This window comes from Lysinibacillus sp. 2017, assembly GCF_003073375.1.
GTDB lineage: Bacteria > Bacillota > Bacilli > Bacillales_A > Planococcaceae > Solibacillus.
The window spans coordinates 3186194-3208548 of record NZ_CP029002.1; the positions used below are offsets into that span (position 1 = coordinate 3186194).

16 protein-coding genes, 18 tRNA genes and 3 rRNA genes are annotated in these 22355 nt (G+C 40.5%); 5 read left to right on the top strand and 32 right to left on the bottom strand.

Going from position 1 to position 22355, the window contains the following annotated elements; genetic code table 11:
* The first annotated feature begins 193 nt into the window (after positions 1-193).
* Positions 194-1813: a long-chain fatty acid--CoA ligase gene (locus DCE79_RS15575; protein ID WP_108713912.1), complete on the top strand. Its 1620-nt coding sequence runs from the start codon at positions 194-196 to the stop codon at positions 1811-1813.
* A 43-nt stretch (positions 1814-1856) separates the two neighbouring features.
* Here the strand turns inward: DCE79_RS15575 and DCE79_RS15580 are convergent, their stop codons facing one another.
* Entirely contained in the window at positions 1857-2033 is a 177-nt protein-coding gene (locus tag DCE79_RS15580) for a hypothetical protein (protein WP_108713913.1), read from the bottom strand.
* A gap of 372 nt (positions 2034-2405) precedes the next feature.
* On the opposite strand from DCE79_RS15580, the gene DCE79_RS15585 reads away from it, so the two are divergent.
* Entirely contained in the window at positions 2406-3293 is an 888-nt protein-coding gene (locus DCE79_RS15585; RefSeq protein ID WP_108713914.1) for a VOC family protein, read from the top strand.
* A 54-nt stretch (positions 3294-3347) separates the two neighbouring features.
* On the opposite strand, the gene trmL is transcribed toward DCE79_RS15585, so the two are convergent.
* Positions 3348-3821 (bottom strand): tRNA (uridine(34)/cytosine(34)/5-carboxymethylaminomethyluridine(34)-2'-O)-methyltransferase TrmL, encoded by a 474-nt coding sequence (trmL, locus tag DCE79_RS15590; RefSeq protein WP_108714515.1) that lies wholly within the window; start codon positions 3819-3821, stop codon positions 3348-3350.
* 98 nt (positions 3822-3919) lie between these two features.
* A complete protein-coding gene (gene queG / locus DCE79_RS15595; RefSeq protein WP_108713915.1) occupies positions 3920-5053 on the bottom strand; it encodes a tRNA epoxyqueuosine(34) reductase QueG in 1134 nt (377 codons plus the stop codon).
* A gap of 229 nt (positions 5054-5282) precedes the next feature.
* Here queG and DCE79_RS15600 point away from each other — a divergent pair, with 229 nt between their 5' ends.
* On the top strand, positions 5283-5972 hold the full coding sequence (locus DCE79_RS15600; protein WP_108713916.1) for a B3/B4 domain-containing protein: 690 nt from the start codon (positions 5283-5285) through the stop codon (positions 5970-5972).
* 151 nt (positions 5973-6123) lie between these two features.
* On the opposite strand, the gene DCE79_RS15605 is transcribed toward DCE79_RS15600, so the two are convergent.
* The 26 genes from DCE79_RS15605 to DCE79_RS15735 all read right to left on the bottom strand — a co-directional run bounded on the left by DCE79_RS15605 (position 6124) and on the right by DCE79_RS15735 (position 18111).
* Positions 6124-7035 carry a S66 peptidase family protein gene (locus DCE79_RS15605; RefSeq protein WP_108714516.1) on the bottom strand — a complete coding sequence of 304 codons (912 nt, stop codon included), beginning with the start codon at positions 7033-7035 and terminating at the stop codon, positions 6124-6126.
* 187 nt (positions 7036-7222) lie between these two features.
* Positions 7223-7954, bottom strand: a complete 732-nt coding sequence (gene nagB / locus DCE79_RS15610) for a glucosamine-6-phosphate deaminase (protein WP_108713917.1) — start codon at positions 7952-7954, stop codon at positions 7223-7225.
* A gap of 813 nt (positions 7955-8767) precedes the next feature.
* Positions 8768-9133, bottom strand: coding sequence for a hypothetical protein (locus DCE79_RS15620; RefSeq protein ID WP_108713919.1), 366 nt, complete (start codon positions 9131-9133; stop codon positions 8768-8770).
* 90 nt (positions 9134-9223) lie between these two features.
* A complete protein-coding gene (locus DCE79_RS15625) occupies positions 9224-9541 on the bottom strand; it encodes a hypothetical protein (RefSeq protein WP_108713920.1) in 318 nt (105 codons plus the stop codon).
* Between the two features lie 540 nt (positions 9542-10081).
* A tRNA-Leu gene (locus DCE79_RS15630) sits at positions 10082-10163 on the bottom strand.
* Between the two features lie 49 nt (positions 10164-10212).
* A tRNA-Cys gene (locus DCE79_RS15635) sits at positions 10213-10286 on the bottom strand.
* A 6-nt stretch (positions 10287-10292) separates the two neighbouring features.
* Positions 10293-10367 (bottom strand) — tRNA-Gly (locus DCE79_RS15640).
* An 11-nt stretch (positions 10368-10378) separates the two neighbouring features.
* Positions 10379-10453 (bottom strand) — tRNA-Gln (locus DCE79_RS15645).
* Between the two features lie 23 nt (positions 10454-10476).
* Positions 10477-10552 (bottom strand) — tRNA-His (locus DCE79_RS15650).
* Positions 10553-10597: 45 nt separating this feature from the next.
* Positions 10598-10673 (bottom strand) — tRNA-His (locus tag DCE79_RS15655).
* Positions 10674-10701: 28 nt separating this feature from the next.
* A tRNA-Trp gene (locus DCE79_RS15660) sits at positions 10702-10775 on the bottom strand.
* 7 nt (positions 10776-10782) lie between these two features.
* Positions 10783-10866 (bottom strand) — tRNA-Tyr (locus DCE79_RS15665).
* 6 nt (positions 10867-10872) lie between these two features.
* Positions 10873-10948: transfer RNA gene (locus tag DCE79_RS15670), tRNA-Thr, on the bottom strand.
* Positions 10949-10971: 23 nt separating this feature from the next.
* A tRNA-Phe gene (locus DCE79_RS15675) sits at positions 10972-11047 on the bottom strand.
* 21 nt (positions 11048-11068) lie between these two features.
* Positions 11069-11144: transfer RNA gene (locus tag DCE79_RS15680), tRNA-Asp, on the bottom strand.
* Between the two features lie 4 nt (positions 11145-11148).
* Positions 11149-11223 (bottom strand) — tRNA-Met (locus DCE79_RS15685).
* 22 nt (positions 11224-11245) lie between these two features.
* Positions 11246-11321, bottom strand: a tRNA-Val gene (locus DCE79_RS15690).
* A 23-nt stretch (positions 11322-11344) separates the two neighbouring features.
* Positions 11345-11419 (bottom strand) — tRNA-Glu (locus tag DCE79_RS15695).
* Between the two features lie 17 nt (positions 11420-11436).
* Positions 11437-11528: transfer RNA gene (locus DCE79_RS15700), tRNA-Ser, on the bottom strand.
* Between the two features lie 10 nt (positions 11529-11538).
* A tRNA-Asn gene (locus DCE79_RS15705) sits at positions 11539-11614 on the bottom strand.
* Positions 11615-11628: 14 nt separating this feature from the next.
* Positions 11629-11744: ribosomal RNA gene (rrf, locus tag DCE79_RS15710) — 5S ribosomal RNA — on the bottom strand.
* A 135-nt stretch (positions 11745-11879) separates the two neighbouring features.
* Positions 11880-14807: ribosomal RNA gene (locus tag DCE79_RS15715) — 23S ribosomal RNA — on the bottom strand.
* A gap of 231 nt (positions 14808-15038) precedes the next feature.
* Positions 15039-15114 (bottom strand) — tRNA-Ala (locus tag DCE79_RS15720).
* A 35-nt stretch (positions 15115-15149) separates the two neighbouring features.
* Positions 15150-15226 (bottom strand) — tRNA-Ile (locus DCE79_RS15725).
* A gap of 96 nt (positions 15227-15322) precedes the next feature.
* A 16S ribosomal RNA gene (locus tag DCE79_RS15730) occupies positions 15323-16875 on the bottom strand.
* The 16S, 23S and 5S rRNA genes sit together here with 18 tRNA genes alongside, the layout of an rRNA operon.
* Before the next feature lie 342 nt (positions 16876-17217).
* A complete protein-coding gene (locus DCE79_RS15735; protein ID WP_108713921.1) occupies positions 17218-18111 on the bottom strand; it encodes a nucleotidyltransferase-like protein in 894 nt (297 codons plus the stop codon).
* Positions 18112-18378: 267 nt separating this feature from the next.
* Here DCE79_RS15735 and DCE79_RS15740 point away from each other — a divergent pair, with 267 nt between their 5' ends.
* Positions 18379-18726: a YgzB family protein gene (locus DCE79_RS15740; RefSeq protein ID WP_108713922.1), complete on the top strand. Its 348-nt coding sequence runs from the start codon at positions 18379-18381 to the stop codon at positions 18724-18726.
* 81 nt (positions 18727-18807) lie between these two features.
* Here DCE79_RS15740 and perR read toward each other — a convergent pair whose 3' ends face one another.
* The 3 genes from perR to bcp form a co-directional block, all read right to left on the bottom strand.
* Entirely contained in the window at positions 18808-19254 is a 447-nt protein-coding gene (perR, locus tag DCE79_RS15745) for a peroxide-responsive transcriptional repressor PerR (protein WP_108713923.1), read from the bottom strand.
* A 176-nt stretch (positions 19255-19430) separates the two neighbouring features.
* Positions 19431-20378 (bottom strand): D-2-hydroxyacid dehydrogenase, encoded by a 948-nt coding sequence (locus DCE79_RS15750; protein WP_108713924.1) that lies wholly within the window; start codon positions 20376-20378, stop codon positions 19431-19433.
* A gap of 25 nt (positions 20379-20403) precedes the next feature.
* On the bottom strand, positions 20404-20871 hold the full coding sequence (gene bcp / locus DCE79_RS15755; RefSeq protein WP_108713925.1) for a thioredoxin-dependent thiol peroxidase: 468 nt from the start codon (positions 20869-20871) through the stop codon (positions 20404-20406).
* A 133-nt stretch (positions 20872-21004) separates the two neighbouring features.
* On the opposite strand from bcp, the gene DCE79_RS15760 reads away from it, so the two are divergent.
* Positions 21005-22291 carry a glutamate-1-semialdehyde 2,1-aminomutase gene (locus DCE79_RS15760; RefSeq protein ID WP_108713926.1) on the top strand — a complete coding sequence of 429 codons (1287 nt, stop codon included), beginning with the start codon at positions 21005-21007 and terminating at the stop codon, positions 22289-22291.
* Positions 22292-22355: the final 64 nt, after the last annotated feature.

Sequence of the window (22355 nt, forward strand, 5' to 3'; positions counted from 1 at the left end):
ACCTATTGATTTAGCCTGTTACTTCGTTATACGTAATCATTACTAAATAAGTTTCAAAAAAATGTAAAAAATAAAATGAATGTTTTCTAGATTCCAGACATTATCTTTAGTATAATAAATTAACAGAAAATTCTTTCAACAGCACGAGCACACCACGTTAATTTTTAAATTTTCGTATAGGAGCTGATTGACTATGATGGATACACAGTTAATTTTGACAGGATTTTTAAAACGCGCGGAACGTTATTTTCCCAACAAACAAATCATTTCTCGAACAAGCCCCACAAAAACACATCGCATTCCCTTTAAAGACTATGCAAAACGTACACGAAAATTAGCCGATGCGTTAACAAAACTTGGCATGACACGCGGTACGAAAGTCGGTACATTTGCATGGAATCATCATCGCCATTTAGAGGCGTACTTTGCGATTCCATGTAGCGGTGCAATCTTACACACGATTAATATTCGCCTTGCACCTGAACATATTATTTATATTATTAATCACGCAGAAGATGAAATTTTATTAATAGACGGGGATCTTTTCCCATTAGTAGAACCGGCATTAGTACACTTAAAATCAGTGAAGCATATTATCGTCATGAGTGATGATCCAGTCGCACCAACATCAAGTTTTCCAAATGTGCATAGCTATGAGCAATTACTACAAGAAGCGGATGAGCACTTCGCATTTCCAGATGATTTAGATGAAAATATGGAAGCAGGCATGTGCTATACATCAGCAACAACAGGCATGCCAAAAGGGGTTGTATATACACACCGCAGTATCGTGTTACACAGTATAGCGCTCGGTCTGGCAGAATCATTTGGACTAAATGAAAGTGACGTTGCGCTTCCGATTGTGCCGATGTTCCACGTAAATGCATGGGGCTTCCCATTTGCTGCGCTCAATTTCGGCGCAACGCTAGTACTGCCTGGGCCGATGTTTACGCCTGCTCTTTTACTTGATTTAATGGAACAAGAAAAAGTAACATCTTCTGCTGGTGTACCAACGATTTGGATGGGCGTGCTTGCTGAGCAAGAAAAGCAACCGCGCGACTTATCATCGATTCGATTAATTATCTCAGGTGGCTCGGCTTCTCCTAAAGGATTAATCCAAGCATTTAACGAAAAATTAGGCGTACCATATATCAATGCATACGGGATGACTGAAACGTCGCCACTTGTTAGTATGTCGCATCCAACAACGCAAATGCTGGAAGAGTATGATGCCAATGAATTATTAGATTTACGTGTGACACAGGGTCTTACAGCGTCACTAATTGATACAGAAGTGGTAAATGAAAATGGTCCCGTTCCTTGGGATGGTGAAACAATGGGTGAACTTCGCATTCGCGGTCCTTGGATTGCTTCTGAATACTATAAAGATGATCGTACAAATGAAGCGTTCCGTGATGGTTGGCTTTATACAGGAGATATCGCGGTATTAACAAAAGAAGGCTATATTAAAATTACTGACCGTACGAAAGATCTTATTAAATCAGGGGGTGAATGGATTTCATCTGTTGATTTAGAAAACGCACTGATGTCACATTCAGCAGTGGCCGAAGCAGCTGTGATTGCTGTACCACATCCAAAATGGCAGGAGCGTCCTCTCGCTTGTGTCGTATTAAAAGAGGGTGTAATTGTATCAAAAGAAGAATTGATTGCTTCACTAGAAAAAGATTTCGCAAAATGGTGGCTACCAGATGATGTTGTATTCTTAGATGAGATTCCTAAAACATCGGTTGGAAAGTTCTTAAAAGCAAAACTACGTGAAGAATTAAAGGATTACCAAATTCCAACAAGCTAATGAATACAGGGCAAGCTCAATTTGAATCGAGCTTGCCCTCTTCTTATTCTTTCTCAGCTTCATCTAATTCTTCATCATCAAATTGTTGTGGATCGGCAATTCGGTTTGTTTCATCTAATTGCTGCTCATCCCGCATATTTTCCATCTGTTTACCTAATAGCTTTAATTCCTCTAATGAATTTGCCATATTACCATTTACAATTTCGTCTCTTTTCGTCATATCATTACCTCCATTTTTAGTGTTATTAACTTTCCATTTTTGAACCATTTCTGTCATAAAATTAAGTACCCATGCCCATAATTTGTGCTATACTGTTGAAAGAAATAATTAGAAACATGAGGAGGATACTTCCATGAGATTACTATTAATTCTTGCTGTTTGCGTATCATTTTTAACAGCTATTTTCACTGCTGGTTATGATAGCAAACCATTCTCAAAAGAAAACTAATTTGATTAGCTTTCTCTTTAAAGGCAATCGCATTCATTTGTGATTGTCTTTTTTGTTTGACTTTTTATTTCATTGCCATTATATTAGTTACATAAAGTAAGTTGATTATAAAAAATAACCAATCAAAAGGAGCAATTCATTCCATGGCAACGCATTTTCATAAAAAACCAAATTTATATACATCTCATGTCCAACTAAAAGTATCCAACTTAGCACAATCAATCGAATACTACACAACAATTATTGGCTTTAAAGTGCTAGAACAAACAGACAAAGCCGCCTATTTAACAACCGATGGGAAAACGAGCCTAGTGTCTTTAGTAGAAGTGCAAAACGCACAACCATTAAAACCTGGCTTTACTGGCCTTTACCATCTTGCTTTACTATTACCCTCTCGCAAGGACTTAGGAAACATCGTGCAACACTTTGTCAATTTAAATGTACGTTTAGGCGCTGCCGATCATGACGTATCTGAAGCATTATATTTAAATGATCCCGATGGTAACGGTATTGAAATTTACATTGACCGCGATGAATCAGAGTGGACTTGGTTCGAGGGTGAGCAAGTAAACATGGTAACTGAACAATTAAACTTCCAACCAATCTTAGCAGCTGCGGATGGTAAATGGGACGGCTTACCTGAAGGAACTGTAATGGGACACGTTCATCTTTCTGTTGCAAACCTTGCCAAATCAGAAGAATTTTATACAAATGTACTAGATTATACGGTTGTCACACGTTACGGTGCACAAGCCTTATTCGTTTCAACAGGTAAATACCATCACCATTTCGGCTTAAATACGTGGAATAGCGCAAATGGTCACGTACCAACTGACGATATGGTCGGTTTAAAATCATTCACTGTAGTATTAAAAGATTTAGACTACGCTGAAACAGTTAAAAATAACTTACAATTAAACGGCTATCCAATTGAAACATTCAAAGAAGCTCCTTCTCACGGTGGTAAACAACTATTCTCAACAGTTGATCCAAGTGGCTTACGCATCGTATTCACAGTAGACGGAAATTAATTAATAAAATACGAAAGGCATGGAACACAGATAGTCTGTGCACCATGCCTATTATTATTTTAACCCTGGATAATTTTGTTGGCGAAGCGCTTCGTAAATTACGATTGCCGCCGTGTTCGATAAATTTAATGAACGCACATGATCACTTTGTGGTATACGTAAGCACATGTCCGCGCGTTCCTGGGCAAAGTCTTTCGGTAAGCCTGTAGTTTCACGGCCAAACATGAAATACATGTCACGCGACGTGTCACTAAAATCATGAGTTGTAAACGGCTCATCACTATACGTTTCAATTAAATAAATATCCCCGCCCTTACTATACTCAAGGAAATCTTCTAATGAATCGTGATAAACAACATTAACATACTCCCAATAATCAAGACCCGCACGCTTTAACATTTTATCGTCTGTAGAAAAACCTAACGGACGAATTAAATGGAGCGATGTATTTGTACCAGCACAAGTACGGGCAATATTCCCTGTATTTGCTGGAATTTCTGGTTGATATAAAACAATATGATTTGGCACTTTCATAATCCTTCTCTCTTAAATGTTTAGAAAGACACATGTTGCGTTAAATAGCGCAATAGGTGGTCTTACTTATGTCGAAAAAAAGTAATACTTTCTTATCGACTTAGAAATGCGAGCCCTTTTTCAATTTCAGCTAACACTTCTTCATCTTGTTCTTTCGCCTTTGCAGTAATTAAAACTTCCTGTGCATTTTCTGCACCAATTTTTCCAATTGCCCAAGCAGCCGTACCTCGTAAAACTGGACGTTCGTCTTTTTGTAAAACGTCGATTAAATCAGGCATTGCCGCTTCTTCTTTAAAATGGGCAAGCGCTAAAATAGCATTGCGCTGAATCGGTTTTTTCCCACGCCAAGAGCCAGACACATGACCGAATTTTGCTTTAAATTCTTTATTAGAAATTGATAACAGCGGTTGTAATAATGGCTTTGCAAGTTCTGGGTCTGGCGTAAATTCATCATGTATCCAGTTTAACTTACCTTTATTTTTCGGACAAACGGTTTGACATGTATCGCAGCCGTATAAGCGATTACCGATTTTGGCGCGGAATTCATCTGGTAAAAAACCTTTTGTCTGTGTTAAAAAGGCAATGCAGCGTTGCGAGTTTAACTGGCCTGGTGCAACAATCGCACCAGTAGGACAAACATCCATACAAAGATTGCAGTCCCCACAACCGTCTTCCATCGGTGTATCTGGTGCAAACGGGATATTCGTCATGATTTCACCTAAATATACATAGGATCCGAATTCCGGTGTAATAATGGAACAGTTTTTACCGCTCCAGCCAATCCCCGCACGCTCCGCCACAGCTCGGTCAACTAGCTCCCCCGTATCAACCATTGATTTCACCTTTACATCTGGCACACGCTCAGCTAACCAAGCTTCAAGTAGTTGCAAGCGTTCACGTACTGCCGTATGATAATCGACGCCCCAAGAAGCGCGGCAGAAAATCCCTCGGCGCTCCCCCTTCTTTCCTTGTGGCGCATCTTGCATACGTGATGGGTAAGCAACAGCAATTGCAACAATACTTTCCGCATTATCTAATAATTTTAACGGCTCTGTACGTAATTCAACATCAGACTCTTCAAATCCTGATTGATACCCGAGCTCTTGTTGACGGCGCAATCGGTTTTTTAATTCGTGAAATGGTGCAGATGTTGTAAAACCAATTTTATCAACACCAATTGATTGCGCATATTCGATTAATTCAGCCTGTAGCTGATCAACTTTCATTTCACTCGCTCCTAACAAATGGTACAATTTTAATAACAAAAGCACTAAAGTGCCCGTTTAGCCCCGATAACCGTTGGAGAGCCCGACGCGAAAGTAAATGCTCTACCACTTTCGCACGAGGGATCGAAACGATCGAGGGGCTGGCACTTTAGTCTAGACGTGTAAGACATTGCATTTTATAGTTATCCTTCAATGCAATATGCAAAATAAAAACAAGTTGGTGATTTATATGAACATTTCAATGAATGATTCACTTTTCTCAGTTAATAACCAATTTAAAATTGGCCTTATCCATTATAACAAAATTATTGTCTCAGAATCTCCTCAAATGATTAAAGGTCGTACACAACTTTACCAAGAAAACTTATATTTAGAGTTACAAGAAACACCAGTAACCGAACGCGTGGGAATTAAAGAATGGCGTCAGTTATGGAAAGCATTTGGCGCAGATCCTAACCGTTATCGTCACTCGGCCGAAAGCTTAATGCGACGTATCGCGAAGCAAAATTATTTAACACCATTCCACTCAGCAGTCGATTTAAACAATTTCTTTTCACTGCAATATGAAATTCCAATTGGGATTTATGATGTTGCGAGCATTAAAGGCGATATTGAAATAGCAATTGGCACTAATGAAACAGGTTATGAGGGATTAAATGGCCGTCACAATTCCCTTGAAAACATCATTCATTCAAAAGATTCACTCGGTGCATTTGGTAGCCCGTTTGTTGATTCAATGCGCACAGCTACATCTGAAAACACAACAGAAGCACTGCATATCTTTTATTTACGTCCGTCATTAGGTGAAAGTGAATGCAAACAATTACTTAAAAGTTCTGGTAAAATGTTTACACAAATTAGTGGTGGGGATTTTAACATCGCACTCCTTACAGAAAACAATCGTAAAATAGCCTTTTAAGGAGTGAGTGGATGCGAATCATTTCCTTTAAATAATATCCCCGCAGCAATTAATAAGCCGATTGAGAGAAATAACATACTAACTATAAGCACAAATAAAAGGTTGTCATGTAAGAAAACACTCACATGACAACCTTTTGTAAATTAAAAAATTATTCTACACCTGGTAAGATTCTAAGACTTTTCTCATTGGTATCCAAAATAACATCTACTCCAAGTGGAATGGCGATGTTTGGCTCACAGTGACCGATTTTAAAGCCTGCCAATGAGGGCTTATTTAATGGTTTTAAATAACTTTCAATGACCTTCAGTGCATCCTGTTTGGTATACGTTGCATCTGGCATGTTAAAGTCACCAATAATAAATCCTGCAGCATGCTCTAATTTTCTAGATAAGCGTAATTGATTCATCATTGCATCAATTTGTTCAATAGATTCCCCAATGTCCTCAAGTAGCACCACTTTATTTCGCATATCGATTTCAAACTTCGTGCCTAGCGTGCTCACAATACGATTTAAATTGCCGCCTGTCACCTCGCCACGAACAACTCCTGGAACGATTGTATGGAGTGGAGAAATATGTTCTGCGTATTCAATTTCCATTGGCACAAATAATTGTTGGAACATCTTTTTCGATAACTCATCTAATTCACCATTTGGGCTAGATAACATTGGACCGTGAAAGGTCACAATATTTGAGTATTCATTAACCGGTATATGTAAAGCTGTCACATCCGAAAAACCCCAAACAATCTTCGGATTATCTTCAAGCAATGGATAACTAATTTTATCAAGTAAGCGTGAGATTCCGTAACCGCCTTTTACCAAGAAGATGGCTTTCACTTCCGAATCTTGAACCATTTGATGGAAGTCTGCTAAACGTTCCTCATCTGTACCTGCTAAATAACCCTCATACGCTTGAATGGTTTGACCAAGTTTATAATGTAAGCCTAGCTCATCTAATAGCGCTAATTTGTCCCCAAGCGCCTCTATATTAATTGGACTACTTAAAGAAACAAGTCCTACGGTATCGCCCGTTTGTAATCTTGCTGGACGTATTTTCATCATATATTACCTCCTTTTACTACTGTCGCTATTGTATCATAGCGTTTTATGTAACGTGCATTGTGAATACTCCTAAACAGCTCCTATGAAATTCTCTCTACAGCTATTACTTGCACAAGTAATTCTACGATCAGGAAGTAAAATGCCATGTAAAAAGGAGTACTCGTTGCATGAGTACTCCTTTTCTCTATTTAACACCTGTATAAATAACCGTAACATCATTGTGATTTAATAAAGCACTTGCGGGGAAACCCTCTGTAACTTCACCACTACGTAACTGATCAAATGCTTCTTGCTTTGAAGCTCCTGATATTAATAGTACGATTTTTTTAGCATTCATAATCGTTTTAATTCCCATTGTAATCGCATGTGTCGGTACATCTACCATGGAATCAAAATAAATTTTATTTGCTTCACGCGTTGACTCAGTTAGCGTTACAACATTTGTTCCGTGCGCGAAAGATGTTCCAGGCTCATTAAATCCTATATGACCATTCATCCCAATCCCGAGTAGCTGAATGTCAATATTCCCTGCTTGCTCAATTAATTCATCATAGTGTATAACAGCCTTTTTTAAATCATCTGTACACCCTGAAGGTATATAAATATGTTCACGTTCCATATCAATATGATTGAACAAATGATGATTCATATAGTAATGATAACTCGCCCTATTGGTAGGTCGAATTCCCACATACTCATCCAAATTAAACGACTTCGCCTCAGCGAATGAAATTTCACCAGCTTCATATGCGCTTACTAGTTCTTTATAGAAACCTTCAGGCGTTCCACCCGTTGCCATCCCCAAAACTGTTGTACTCTTTTCTTTTAACTGTTCTATAAAAATCTCTGCAGCGAATCTACTCATTTCTTCATAATTCACAGCTTCAATCCATTTAAAATTTCCGACTGCATTCATTGTAATCCCTTCTCTCTAAATATAAATAGATGGTTCATCACCGTAACATGGGGTTGATTTCCATTCCGGTACGGACGCTTTCCGCGGGCACGGCTCCAACTAATTTTTTGTGCCTCTTACGGCGGCACAAAAAATGGATTTTCCGCTCGTGCTTTTCCTGCAGGAGTCGCCTTCCCTCCATTCTCAATCAACTCGTTTTTCTATCAAGTTTTGTCATCCCTAACTTATGGCGGAGAGCCAAATATATACCGTTAAATACAATAAGTTCCACAATGATATTAATTTTAAAGGAAGTTTAATGAACAAGCTATATTTTGCATGTATAAGTTTCTACTTTTTATAATAAAATTCACTTGATTGAAATACATTTTTCCAATAAAAAAAGAACCCTTGATTTCTCAAGGATTCTTCGCTGTCCAATTTTTCCGAACATGATTAGTAACTATTATGATTAATTGTAAATATTTTCGATAAAATAGAATCGATTCTTCTTTCCGCTGATCTAGCATTCTTTCCGAGTTTTCTACCTTTAAGAGCTTCAGAAATTTTCTTTCGCTCTGTTTATAAATGTTTTTTTCCATTATAAAATCACCTCGATATTCTTCTATCGTGGTGATTTAAAATGTAAACCATAAAATGTTTATTTTATAATAGTAATTTCATTCTTAGGGATTCATCTAGAAAATAAAAAGGCTTAATGTAATAAATAGTTTTTATTAAATATTAATTGATGCATTTACTTACGATACGGTTCAGCGTTACCTATATATTCGGTTTAAGACTATTTCTAAATGTTCGCTCTTGAATCACTCACTACTGAGTATACTTTAATCCGAATTGCTGCTTCAACACTTGTCGCTGCTCCAGGAATTTTCCATACATATCACGGGAATAGTTCATTTGAGAATATTCATTACTCCCAGAGGAACTATAATATTCTCCGTAATAAATCACTAATCTTCCTATTTCATCAAATAATTGCTGTTCTTCTGGTGATAGTGATTGTGTTCCATATGTATTCGAATAACGTTCAACAACTATAAATATTTCGTCCTGGCTCTTTTGACTAATGCCTAATAGATCCTCATTCAAAATATTTAATACTTCATTTGAATCCTGAAATATACCGCCTTCAATATTATTGGTTGTACCACCGTCTCTTAAACTATTTACAAACATTCCAATTATTAAAAGAAATGATAAACCACCTATAACTATAACCATAATCAGCTTTAATAATCCTTTTAAACAACCTATTAATAATTCCTCCTAAGCAACTTTTTTATTGCCAATCATACCAATTATCCCTGCAAGCACTAAAGGTACCGTAGCTATATAGCCAATCGGCTGCATTAAAGAACCTACTACTAACCCACTTAAAATAAGAAGAATCCCACCAAACTTTGGTTTTTTTGAAATGAATAATAACCCTACAAAACCAATAGCTACCCAAAATAATGAGATATTTCCTTGTTCACTTAATTCATTTGATTGAATACCTGATGCAATCGCATGCGCAAATAACGAAACAGCAACACCTAATCCTAATCCTATTATTCCTATTATGGAAACTAAACAACCTTTCATCTTACCACACCTCCTTCATCCAATATTTAACTATACCATATTCCAAAATGATATTACCTAGTATCTTGTGTATCCGACACTAACAACGTAAACCAACTTTTATTTAAGATGTAGTGGGAATGGGCATGAAGTTGTTTTTTTTATAAACCGCACTTACTTATGATACGGTTCTCTTTAACTAATACTATATAAAATTTATTATTTTATAATTGAATTACAATAAGGCTGAAATGAGTACAAAGGAAAAGCCACGAAAGGCGTTATGCTGGAGTCTTTAGGTCTCTTAATACTAAGTCACATATCTTAGCATTAAGAATTTCAATTAATATATATCTAATTAAAAAAAACTAATTAAATTTAATTCTTCATTAGTTAAATTTATACTTCTTCTTTTAGCCATTAATATACCTCCGCATAGGATTCTACTTATCGGATTCATCATTAAAGTGCTTTAAGTCTATAAATACAAAAAAGACTCCTAGTATAAATACTAGAAGTCTTGATGTAATAAGGTTTATGACAGTTAAACCTTAAATCAGATACCGATAACCAGGGTCGAACTGGTACTCCCGAAGGAACCGGATTTTGAGTCCGGCGCGTCTGCCAATTCCGCCATATCGGCAAAATAAAAAAAGGTAAAAAAAAACCGGTTTAACCGATTAGATAAAAAATGGAGGCGGCAACCGGATTTGAACCGGTGGTAGAGGTGTTGCAGACCTGTGCCTTACCACTTGGCTATGCCGCCGTATTTTGGAGCGGAAGACGAGGTTCGAACTCGCGACCCCCACCTTGGCAAGGTGGTGTTCTACCACTGAACTACTTCCGCAAAATAAAAAATGGCTGGGGAACCTGGATTCGAACCAGGGCATGACGGAATCAAAATCCGTTGCCTTACCGCTTGGCTATACCCCAAAATTTTAAGTATTATATATAAATGGGGCGACTGATGGGAATTGAACCCACGAATGCCGGAATCACAATCCGGTGCGTTAACCACTTCGCCACAACCGCCAATATATTATAATTTAATTTTACCTCTTAAACGTAAATAAAAGATGGGGCGACTGATGGGAATTGAACCCACGAGTGCCGGAATCACAATCCGGTGCGTTAACCACTTCGCCACAACCGCCATTATTATTATTTTGTTTAATTAGAATTGGCAGGGGCAGTAGGAATTGAACCCACACTGACGGTTTTGGAGACCGTAGTTCTACCTTTAAACTATGCCCCTATAAAGATGGTGGAGGGGGGCGGGTTCGAACCGCCGAACCCTAAGGAGCGGATTTACAGTCCGCCGCGTTTAGCCACTTCGCTACCCCTCCAGGTAATGGTGCCGGCGAAAGGAGTCGAACCCTCGACCTACTGATTACAAGTCAGTTGCTCTACCAACTGAGCTACACCGGCAAAAATTATCTTTTATATTTATATGGTGGGTCAGGACGGAATCGAACCGCCGACACTTAGAGCTTCAATCTAATGCTCTACCAACTGAGCTACTGACCCATATATGTATTATTTATAAAATGGCGGTCCCGACCGGGATCGAACCGGCGATCTCCTGCGTGACAGGCAGGCATGTTAACCGCTACACCACGGGACCATTTTGGTTGCGGGGACAGGACTTGAACCTGTGACCTTCGGGTTATGAGCCCGACGAGCTACCACTGCTCCACCCCGCGACAATATTATTAAGTTAATTAATGGTGGAGGATGACGGGCTCGAACCGCCGACCCCCTGCTTGTAAGGCAGGTGCTCTCCCAGCTGAGCTAATCCTCCATGCTGGACTTCATAAATGTAAATGGTGACCCGTACGAGAATCGAACTCGTGTTACCGCCGTGAAAGGGCGGTGTCTTAACCGCTTGACCAACGGGCCATTTTTTAAAGTTTGGCTGGCGGAGAGTAAGGGATTTGAACCCTTGATGCAGTTTTACCCGCATACACGATTTCCAATCGTGCTCCTTCGGCCTCTCGGACAACTCTCCAAGATTTAGATGGCTCCGAAGGCAGGACTCGAACCTGCGACCTGCCGGTTAACAGCCGGATGCTCTACCAACTGAGCTACTTCGGAATAATTTTATGTAAGCCTAGCGACGTCCTACTCTCACAGGGGGAAACCCCCAACTACCATCGGCGCTAAAGAGCTTAACTTCCGTGTTCGGTATGGGAACGGGTGTGACCTCTTTGCCATCATCACTAGACCTTTTTGAAAGACACAATTAATTATATCACACTTTACATTAACGTCAAGTGTTTTTAATGAATTTTTGATGATTTTATTCATCTTTTGTTCTTTCAAAACTGGATAAACGTTTCATTGAGTTATGCAATAAAATGTGGTTAAGTCCTCGACCGATTAGTATTCGTCAGCTCCATGTGTCACCACACTTCCACCTCGAACCTATCTACCTGATCGTCTTTCAGGGGTCTTACTTACTTGCGTAATGGGAAATCTCATCTTGAGGGGGGCTTCATGCTTAGATGCTTTCAGCACTTATCCCGTCCACACATAGCTACCCAGCGATGCTCTTGGCAGAACAACTGGTACACCAGCGGTGTGTCCATCCCGGTCCTCTCGTACTAAGGACAGCTCCTCTCAAATTTCCTACGCCCACGACGGATAGGGACCGAACTGTCTCACGACGTTCTGAACCCAGCTCGCGTACCGCTTTAATGGGCGAACAGCCCAACCCTTGGGACCGACTACAGCCCCAGGATGCGATGAGCCGACATCGAGGTGCCAAACCTCCCCGTCGATGTGGACTCTTGGGGGAGATAAGCCTGTTATCCCCGGGGTAGCTTTTATCCGTTGAGCGATGGCCCTTCCATGCGGAACCACCGGATCACTAAGCCCGTCTTTCGACCCTGCTCGACTTGTAGGTCTCGCAGTCAAGCTCCCTTATGCCTTTACACTCTTCGAATGATTTCCAACCATTCTGAGGGAACCTTTGGGCGCCTCCGTTACTCTTTAGGAGGCGACCGCCCCAGTCAAACTGTCCGCCTGACACTGTCTCCTACCCCGCTAAGGGGTATGGGTTAGAAGTTCAATACAACCAGGGTAGTATCCCACTGACGCCTCCTCCGAAGCTGGCGCTCCGGAATCTCTGGCTCCTACCTATCCTGTACAAGTTGTACCAAAATTCAATATCAGGCTACAGTAAAGCTCCACGGGGTCTTTCCGTCCTGTCGCGGGTAACCTGCATCTTCACAGGTACTATAATTTCACCGAGTCTCTCGTTGAGACAGTGCCCAGATCGTTACGCCTTTCGTGCGGGTCGGAACTTACCCGACAAGGAATTTCGCTACCTTAGGACCGTTATAGTTACGGCCGCCGTTTACTGGGGCTTCAATTCGCAGCTTCGCTTGCGCTAACCACTCCTCTTAACCTTCCAGCACCGGGCAGGCGTCAGCCCCTATACGTCACCTTACGGTTTTGCAGAGACCTGTGTTTTTGCTAAACAGTCGCCTGGGCCTATTCACTGCGGCTCTTCATGGCTATTCACCTTAAAGAGCACCCCTTCTCCCGAAGTTACGGGGTCATTTTGCCGAGTTCCTTAACGAGAGTTCTCTCGCACACCTTAGGATTCTCTCCTCGACTACCTGTGTCGGTTTGCGGTACGGGCACCTCTCACCTCGATAGAGGCTTTTCTTGGCAGCGTGAAATCAGGAACTTCGCTCATACGAGCTCGTCATCACAGCTCAACGTTAAAGTATGCGGATTTGCCTACATACACGCCTTACTGCTTGAACAGAGACAACCAACGCTCTGCTTACCCTATCCTACTGCGTCCCCCCATTTCTCAAACGGTGAGGAGGTGGTACAGGAATATCAACCTGTTGTCCATCGCCTACGCCTATCGGCCTCGGCTTAGGTCCCGACTAACCCTGAGCGGACGAGCCTTCCTCAGGAAACCTTAGTCATACGGTGCATGGGATTCTCACCCATGTTTCGCTACTCATACCGGCATTCTCACTTCTAAGCGCTCCACCAGTCCTTCCGGTCTGACTTCAACGCCCTTAGAACGCTCTCCTACCACGCATCCATACGGATGCATCCACAGCTTCGGTGAATCGTTTAGCCCCGATACATTTTCGGCGCAGTGTCACTCGACCAGTGAGCTATTACGCACTCTTTAAATGATGGCTGCTTCTAAGCCAACATCCTGGTTGTCTAAGCAACGCCACATCCTTTTCCACTTAACGATTACTTTGGGACCTTAGCTGGTGGTCTGGGCTGTTTCCCTTTTGACTACGGATCTTATCACTCGCAGTCTGACTCCCGTGTATAAATATCTGGCATTCGGAGTTTGTCTGAATTCGGTAACCCGAGATGGGCCCCTAGTCCAAACAGTGCTCTACCTCCAGTATTCTCAATCACGAGGCTAGCCCTAAAGCTATTTCGGAGAGAACCAGCTATCTCCAGGTTCGATTGGAATTTCTCCGCTACCCACACCTCATCCCCGCATTTTTCAACATGCGTGGGTTCGGGCCTCCAGTAAGTGTTACCTCACCTTCACCCTGGACATGGGTAGATCACCTGGTTTCGGGTCTACGACCACGTACTAATTCGCCCTATTCAGACTCGCTTTCGCTGCGGCTCCGTCTTCTCAACTTAACCTCGCACGTAATCGTAACTCGCCGGTTCATTCTACAAAAGGCACGCTATCACCCATTAACGGGCTCTAACTACTTGTAGGCACACGGTTTCAGGATCTATTTCACTCCCCTTCCGGGGTGCTTTTCACCTTTCCCTCACGGTACTGGTTCACTATCGGTCACTAGGTAGTATTTAGCCTTGGGAGATGGTCCTCCCAGATTCCGACGGAATTTCACGTGTTCCGCCGTACTCAGGATACACTCTGGAGGGAATGAACTTTTGACTACAGGGCTTTTACCTTGTTTCGCGGACCTTTCCAAGTCGCTTCGTCTAGCTCATTCTTTTGTAACTCCGTATAGAATGTCCTACAACCCCAAAGAGCAAGCTCTTTGGTTTGGGCTCTTCCCGTTTCGCTCGCCGCTACTCAGGGAATCGAATTTTCTTTCTGTTCCTGCAGGTACTTAGATGTTTCAGTTCTCTGCGTCTGTCCTCATCACGCTATGAATTCACGTGTAGATACTATCCGATTAAAGATAGTGGGTTCCCCCATTCGGAAATCCCCGGATCAAAGCTTACTTACAGCTCCCCGAGGCATATCGGTGTTAGTGCCGTCCTTCATCGACTCCTAGTGCCAAGGCATCCACCGTGCGCCCTTATTAACTTAACCAAAAGTTTAGTTAAACTTGAACAAGTTCAAGATTTAAGTTTGCACGTCAATTACTTGACGTTTGTGATCTATCATTACTAATAGAAAATTTGTTTATTGCTTTCAATGTCGTTTTATCCAGTTTTCAAAGAACAAAGCAGCTGACTTCAATCACATCGTGAATAAGCTTCGCTGAATTTGCTTCATACAGCTTTGCGACAATAGCGCTAGTGTAAGGAACAAATATTTTATTGGTGGAGCCTAGCGGGATCGAACCGCTGACCTCCTGCGTGCAAGGCAGGCGCTCTCCCAGCTGAGCTAAGGCCCCAATGTTTGTATAAGAGGTATATAAAATAATTTATATGGTGGGCCTAAATGGACTCGAACCATCGACCTCACGCTTATCAGGCGTGCGCTCTAACCAGCTGAGCTATAGGCCCTCTTAGAAGATATAAATTTGTTTCATAAACCTTCAAAACTGAACAGCAAACGTTAATGTTTCATTCCCCGAAGGAATGATTCCGAAAAATCCTTAGAAAGGAGGTGATCCAGCCGCACCTTCCGATACGGCTACCTTGTTACGACTTCACCCCAATCATCTATCCCACCTTCGGCGGCTGGCTCCACAAGGGTTACCTCACCGACTTCGGGTGTTACAAACTCTCGTGGTGTGACGGGCGGTGTGTACAAGGCCCGGGAACGTATTCACCGTGGCATGCTGATCCACGATTACTAGCGATTCCGGCTTCATGTAGGCGAGTTGCAGCCTACAATCCGAACTGAGAACGATTTTATCGGATTAGCTCCCCCTCGCGGGTTGGCAACCGTTTGTATCGTCCATTGTAGCACGTGTGTAGCCCAGGTCATAAGGGGCATGATGATTTGACGTCATCCCCACCTTCCTCCGGTTTATCACCGGCAGTCTCCTTAGAGTGCCCAACTAAATGATGGCAACTAAGAACAAGGGTTGCGCTCGTTGCGGGACTTAACCCAACATCTCACGACACGAGCTGACGACAACCATGCACCACCTGTCACCGTTGTCCCCGAAGGGAAAACTGTATCTCTACAGTGGTCAATGGGATGTCAAGACCTGGTAAGGTTCTTCGCGTTGCTTCGAATTAAACCACATGCTCCACCGCTTGTGCGGGCCCCCGTCAATTCCTTTGAGTTTCAGTCTTGCGACCGTACTCCCCAGGCGGAGTGCTTAATGCGTTAGCTGCAGCACTGAGGGGCGGAAACCCCCCAACACTTAGCACTCATCGTTTACGGCGTGGACTACCAGGGTATCTAATCCTGTTTGCTCCCCACGCTTTCGCGCCTCAGTGTCAGTTACAGACCAGATAGTCGCCTTCGCCACTGGTGTTCCTCCAAATCTCTACGCATTTCACCGCTACACTTGGAATTCCACTATCCTCTTCTGCACTCAAGTTCCCCAGTTTCCAATGACCCTCCACGGTTGAGCCGTGGGCTTTCACATCAGACTTAAGGAACCACCTGCGCGCGCTTTACGCCCAATAATTCCGGACAACGCTTGCCACCTACGTATTACCGCGGCTGCTGGCACGTAGTTAGCCGTGGCTTTCTAACAAGGTACCGTCAAGGTAGCGCCAGTTACTACGCTACTTGTTCTTCCCTTGCAACAGAGTTTTACGAACCGAAATCCTTCTTCACTCACGCGGCATTGCTCCATCAGGCTTTCGCCCATTGTGGAAGATTCCCTACTGCTGCCTCCCGTAGGAGTCTGGGCCGTGTCTCAGTCCCAGTGTGGCCGATCACCCTCTCAGGTCGGCTACGCATCGTTGCCTTGGTGAGCCGTTACCTCACCAACTAGCTAATGCGCCGCGGGCCCATCTTACAGTGACAGCCGAAACCGTCTTTCAATAACTCTCCATGAGGAGAAAAATATTATTCGGTATTAGCTCCGGTTTCCCGAAGTTATCCCAATCTGTAAGGTAGGTTACCCACGTGTTACTCACCCGTCCGCCGCTAAATCAAAAGAAGCAAGCTTCTTCGTCATTCGCTCGACTTGCATGTATTAGGCATGCCGCCAGCGTTCGTCCTGAGCCAGGATCAAACTCTCCATAATAGTTAGTTTGAAAGCTCATTTGCTTTGCTAGCGTATCAACTAAAAGTTGATATCTATTTTTGCTTCATTTAAGAAGCTTTGTTTCATTAACGTTGCTTGTTCAGTTTTCAAGGTTCATTTGATTTCGTGTGTCGTTTTTGCGACTTCTCTAATTTAACATCTTTGTTTTTCTTTGTCAATAACTTTTTTAAAAAAGTTATTTGAGCTATTCTAACAATTTAGAAGTTGTTATTTCGTTTACGTCTTAGCGACATTTAATATATTACAATACTATACACATAAACGTCAACACTTTTTTAAAAATCATTTTCAGAGCGTTATGAAACGCTCTGAAATAATATACTATAATCCATATTCTCTTTCAACAAATTGTCTATCAATATAATAGTTACGATGGAATATAGCCTCATTCTTCGCTATTACCGTTTCCACAAGTATAAGACCTTTTTCAATTAAGTATTCAACAAAAACTTCTAGTTCCGTTGAATAGTAGCTTAGTTCTGGTTGATCATGAAGTTCTTGAATTGTCCAAGTTGGTTGAGCTAGCATCGTTTCTAAAATATGTTGTGCACCATCATTTGTTCTTGAATTAATTAAAAACTCTCCTGCTAAAAATAATAGTTCTAAACGCTTTTCTAAACTTTCATTACTCATAATTAGTTCTTCATATAGTTTATAAATGGCTGGGTCATTTCTTTTTACTTGTGCCCATACTGTTACTTCTGGATAGTTACCACTATCAATAACTGATAAGCGACCTAAATGATGAAGAGATGCAATCACATGATTATATGCATCTAAATAATCACCACTTTCAAATAACTCTTTGCCTTCTAAATAACTACGAATTAATTTTGAAAATTGAATACCTGTTTTTAACTTTCGACCAAAGAACGGGAATTCTTGTAACTCTGAGCGTAATTTAAAAAGAAACTCATTGCGGTCAAACATAATCCTGCCATTAAATAACCAATTTACTAATCGCTTATTAGAACCTATGAAAATCCATTTACGTAAACGTTTTTCAGTTACGATGTGCATAACCATCTTCGACTCACCATATGTATAGTGTTTAGAATATATTGGTGCTTCTGCATCTTTTACTATAATAAGAAGAACAGCATCGAATGTATCTGTCAAAGTAAGTTCATGCTCCCGCTTATTAATTAAAATAACCCCTAATGTATCTGGCTGACTTGCACGTTCTTGATAAATCGGTCTTAAAATGTGTTCCATAATGTTCCCCCTGAATTTTTTCGCTACTATTAATTATTTTATAATTCATTGTAAATGCTCTAATACAAATTAACTAGTCTTCATTATCCGCAAATTCATCGATTTCATGAATTTCTCTACCTTATTCGACACTAAAACGATATAAACCTTTTTAAAATCATAAGTTGATTACATGAAGATCATTAGAATAATATCCAAATTCTTTCACATATTCAAAATTAAATCCAATTTATGTTATAGTATAATTTAGATTGGGAGGCAAACTAAATGAAAAAATATAGCAATAAAATTAATAAAATTCGTTCATTCGCACTTGCGCTTGTTTTTATTGGATTTGTTATTATGTATGGCGCAATCTTCTTCAGAGAAAATCAAGTATTAGTCTTAATCTTTATGACAGTCGGCCTTCTTTGTATTATTGGCAGTACGGTTGTCTATGGTTGGATTGGTTTGTTATCAACTCGTGCTGTACAAGTTGTTTGTCCTGGATGCGGGAAATGGACGAAAGTGTTAGGTCGCGTAGATTTATGTATGTATTGCAACGAACCACTTACGATGGACCCGAATTTAGAAGGTGAAGAATTCGATCAATCTTATAATAGTAAAAAACAATAATCACTTAACGCACATCCACATAAGGGTGTGCGTTTTTTACATAAAAAAACCTAGTAACGAATTTGTTACTAGGTTCGAATGTTATTGTACTTTTTTTGAACCAACTGTAATACAGTCAGGACAAGTTCCGTACACTTCTAAACGGTGCGAATTTACTTCAAAGCCAGTCACATGTGAAGCGAATTGCTCTACTTCATTTAATCCTGGGTAATGGAAGTCAACAATCTTACCGCAGCTCTCACAAATCATATGATAGTGATCCCCTGTTACGAAATCGAAACGGCTTGCTGCATCACCATACGTTAACTCTTTTACTAAGCCCACTTCACGGAATACACGTAAGTTATTATATACTGTCGCCACACTCATATTTGGGAATTTATCACCAAGTGCTTTGTAAATTTCATCAGCTGTTGGGTGTTTCATACATTGAATTAAATATTCTAAAATCGCATGACGCTGAGGAGTAATTCTTACACCAGTAGTCTTTAACGTGTCTAGCGCATCTTTTAAATGCAATTCAGACATCCTCATGCACCTCTTTTCATACATATTATTAATTTATAATTGTTATAAATAGTGTATCGAATTTATCCGCAACTTGTCAACAATTGCTTATGCTATTTGAATTAAAAGTCATTTAAATGGATAGCTAATTGAAAATATGAGGTCTAAATGTTAATTTTACTGACCTGAATTCTCAATTAGTATCCTCGTAAAATATTCATTTTATTTTCTAAATCATGTTCCCCATTTAACCATTTATGTAGATTTGGCTTAAAAATGTCTAAACTGCGTTCCACATAACGTGAAGAATGACTTGAAAAATGCGGTGAAATGGCCAAATTATCTAACTCCCATAATGGACTGTCTTTTGGTAATGGCTCGATTTCGTAGACATCTAATACAGCATATTCAATCAACTTATCTTTTAATACTTGGGTAAGTACATCTGTATCTACTAAGTTACCGCGCCCAAAATTCATGAACATTGCAGTATCCTTCATTGCTTCAAAATGTGCGCGCGTTAGTAAATACTTTGTATCGTTTGTTGATGGTAGCATGGAAATAACGATATCTGCTTTTGGCAATTGCTCCATTAATTGTTCTAAAGCATACGTTTCATTCATAAACGGTGCATCCTCACCTGAACGGTTACAACCAATTGTGTATACGTCAAACGCTTGTAAGATACGTCCGATTTCTCCTCCAATTGCACCTGGTCCAATGATGAGTGCTGTACTACCATTTAACTCAGATAGTCTCGCTTTTTTATTCCATTCTTTTTTCTTTTGCTGTTCGTATATGAATGGCAATGCACGTTTGTAAGCTAAAATATGTGCCAAAATCGATTCAGTCATTGGTTTTTTATGAATACCGCGCACGTTTGAAACTAAAATACCGCGCTTTGCAATAGCTTCAGCTGGCATTTTCTCAACTCCAGCTGAAGCGACAAAAATCCATTGCAGTTTTTCCGCAACGTCTAGATGCTGCTCTTTTAAATCCTCACCATATGTAACTAATATATCCGCACCCTGTAATTTTATTGGGTCTAACTTTGTATCAAATTCAAAATCTGCTTGCGGAAACTCTGCAATAAGCGGCTGCTTTAAATCTTCGCGCGGCTCAAAAGTAAAATAAATCGTGACCATATTGACTCCCCTTTTTCGCACGACTTTAATTTGTGCGATTTTTTAAATAGTTTAACACATCTTCAATATGATTTTTTACACGTACTTTACGCCATTCTTTTTCTACAATACCTTGCTCATTAATTAAAAATGTTGTGCGTTCAATACCCATATATTCTTTGCCAAAATTTTTCTTTAAAGTCCATACACCGTATTGCTCCGCTACTTCGTGATTTGCATCCACTAATAATGAAAATGGCAAGCCGTGCTTTTCAATAAATTTCGTATGTTTATTTGCGTCATCTAGGCTCACGCCTAAAATAACAGCATTTAAATTTGAAAAATCCTCATAGTGATCTCGGAAATCACACGCTTCTGTCGTGCAACCCGGTGTTAAATCTTTCGGATAAAAATAAAGAATGACGTTCTTTCCTTTGTAATCCTTTAAAGAAACGGTTTCCCCAATCTCATTTTGTAGTACGAATAATGGCGCCTGTTTGTTTTCTAATGTCATTTCGTAATTCACTCCCCAATTTTCTTTTTATCGTACATAACATTGCGCGTTGTTTCAAATTCTTTGGCGTTCCACTTCATTACATATTACAATAGAAGGTAAAATATTCAATACAACCCACTTGGAGGAATATATGAATCATTCAAAATCTAAACAGCTTCATGAAGAAGCCCTAAAGCATATTGTCGGTGGTGTAAATAGCCCTTCTCGTTCTTATAAAGCAGTTGGCGGCGGTGCACCTGTTGTCATGGCACGCGGTAAAGGCGCATACTTTTGGGATGTTGATGGTAATCGTTACATCGATTATTTAGCAGCTTACGGCCCAATTGTAACGGGTCATGGTCACCCACATATCGCAAAAGCAATTGCCCATGCGGCTGAAACAGGCGTACTTTTTGGTACACCAACAGAACATGAAGTAAAATTTGCAAAAATGTTAAAAGAAGCGATTCCTACATTAGATAAAGTACGCTTCAATAACTCTGGTACAGAAGCTGTTATGACAACTGTACGTGTAGCACGTGCATTTACAGGTCGTACAAAAATCATTAAATTTGCTGGTTGCTACCACGGTCACTTCGACCAAGTACTTGTAGCTGCTGGTTCTGGTCCTGCTACTTTAGGTTCTCCAGACTCTGCTGGTGTTCCAGAAGCCGTTGCAACCGAAGTCATAACAGTATCGTTTAATAATAAAGAAGAATTTACATTAACGATGGAAAAATGGGGCAATCAAATTGCCGCAATTTTAATTGAGCCAATTGTTGGGAACTTCGGTATCGTTGAGCCGAATAAAGGTTTCTTAGAACATGTACACGCATTAGCAAAAGAGTACGGTGCATTAACCATTCACGATGAAGTTATTACAGCATTTCGCTTCCATTATGGTGCCGCGCACACTATGCTTGGCTTAACACCAGATTTAGTGGCAATGGGTAAAGTTATCGGTGGTGGTTTACCAATCGGTGCTTATGGTGGACGTAAAGAAGTTATGGAAACTGTTGCCCCTATTGGACCTGCATACCAAGCTGGTACAATGGCTGGTAACCCCGCAAGTATGCAAGCGGGTATCGCATGTTTAGAAGTATTGGCTCAACCAGGTGTTTATGAAGAAATGGATCGTTTAGGAGCACTCTTAGAAGAAGGAATTTTAGCTTCTGCGAAAAAATATGGTGTACCCATTACACTGAACCGTTTAAAAGGTGCATTCGCTGTATATTTCACAGATGAAAAAGTAGAAAACTATGAGCAAGCTGAAAATACGGACGGCGAAAAATTCGGTCGTTTCTTTAAATTAATGCTTTCTCAAGGTGTGAACTTAGCTCCTTCAAAATATGAAGCATGGTTCTTAACTACAGAGCATACAGAAGATGATGTACTAGAAACATTAAAAGCTGTCGATTATGCATTCTCTAATTTATAATCAAATAAATAGACTGCTATAAAATAGATAGCAGTCTTCTTTTAACATCTTACAAGAAGGGAAA

Excerpts from the sequence above, each read along its gene's own strand:
- DCE79_RS15575 (WP_108713912.1), top strand. The coding sequence starts at position 194 with ATGATGGATACACAGTTAATTTTGACAGGATTTTTAAAACGCGCGGAA.
- DCE79_RS15580 (WP_108713913.1), bottom strand. The coding sequence starts at position 2,033 with ATGACGAAAAGAGACGAAATTGTAAATGGTAATATGGCAAATTCATTA.
- DCE79_RS15585 (WP_108713914.1), top strand. The coding sequence starts at position 2,406 with ATGGCAACGCATTTTCATAAAAAACCAAATTTATATACATCTCATGTC.
- queG (WP_108713915.1), bottom strand. The coding sequence starts at position 5,053 with ATGAAAGTTGATCAGCTACAGGCTGAATTAATCGAATATGCGCAATCA.
- DCE79_RS15600 (WP_108713916.1), top strand. The coding sequence starts at position 5,283 with ATGAACATTTCAATGAATGATTCACTTTTCTCAGTTAATAACCAATTT.
- DCE79_RS15605 (WP_108714516.1), bottom strand. The coding sequence starts at position 7,035 with ATGAAAATACGTCCAGCAAGATTACAAACGGGCGATACCGTAGGACTT.
- nagB (WP_108713917.1), bottom strand. The coding sequence starts at position 7,954 with ATGAATGCAGTCGGAAATTTTAAATGGATTGAAGCTGTGAATTATGAA.
- DCE79_RS15620 (WP_108713919.1), bottom strand. The coding sequence starts at position 9,133 with ATGTTTGTAAATAGTTTAAGAGACGGTGGTACAACCAATAATATTGAA.
- DCE79_RS15625 (WP_108713920.1), bottom strand. The coding sequence starts at position 9,541 with ATGAAAGGTTGTTTAGTTTCCATAATAGGAATAATAGGATTAGGATTA.
- DCE79_RS15735 (WP_108713921.1), bottom strand. The coding sequence starts at position 18,111 with ATGGAACACATTTTAAGACCGATTTATCAAGAACGTGCAAGTCAGCCA.
- DCE79_RS15740 (WP_108713922.1), top strand. The coding sequence starts at position 18,379 with ATGAAAAAATATAGCAATAAAATTAATAAAATTCGTTCATTCGCACTT.
- perR (WP_108713923.1), bottom strand. The coding sequence starts at position 19,254 with ATGTCTGAATTGCATTTAAAAGATGCGCTAGACACGTTAAAGACTACT.
- DCE79_RS15750 (WP_108713924.1), bottom strand. The coding sequence starts at position 20,378 with ATGGTCACGATTTATTTTACTTTTGAGCCGCGCGAAGATTTAAAGCAG.
- bcp (WP_108713925.1), bottom strand. The coding sequence starts at position 20,871 with ATGACATTAGAAAACAAACAGGCGCCATTATTCGTACTACAAAATGAG.
- DCE79_RS15760 (WP_108713926.1), top strand. The coding sequence starts at position 21,005 with ATGAATCATTCAAAATCTAAACAGCTTCATGAAGAAGCCCTAAAGCAT.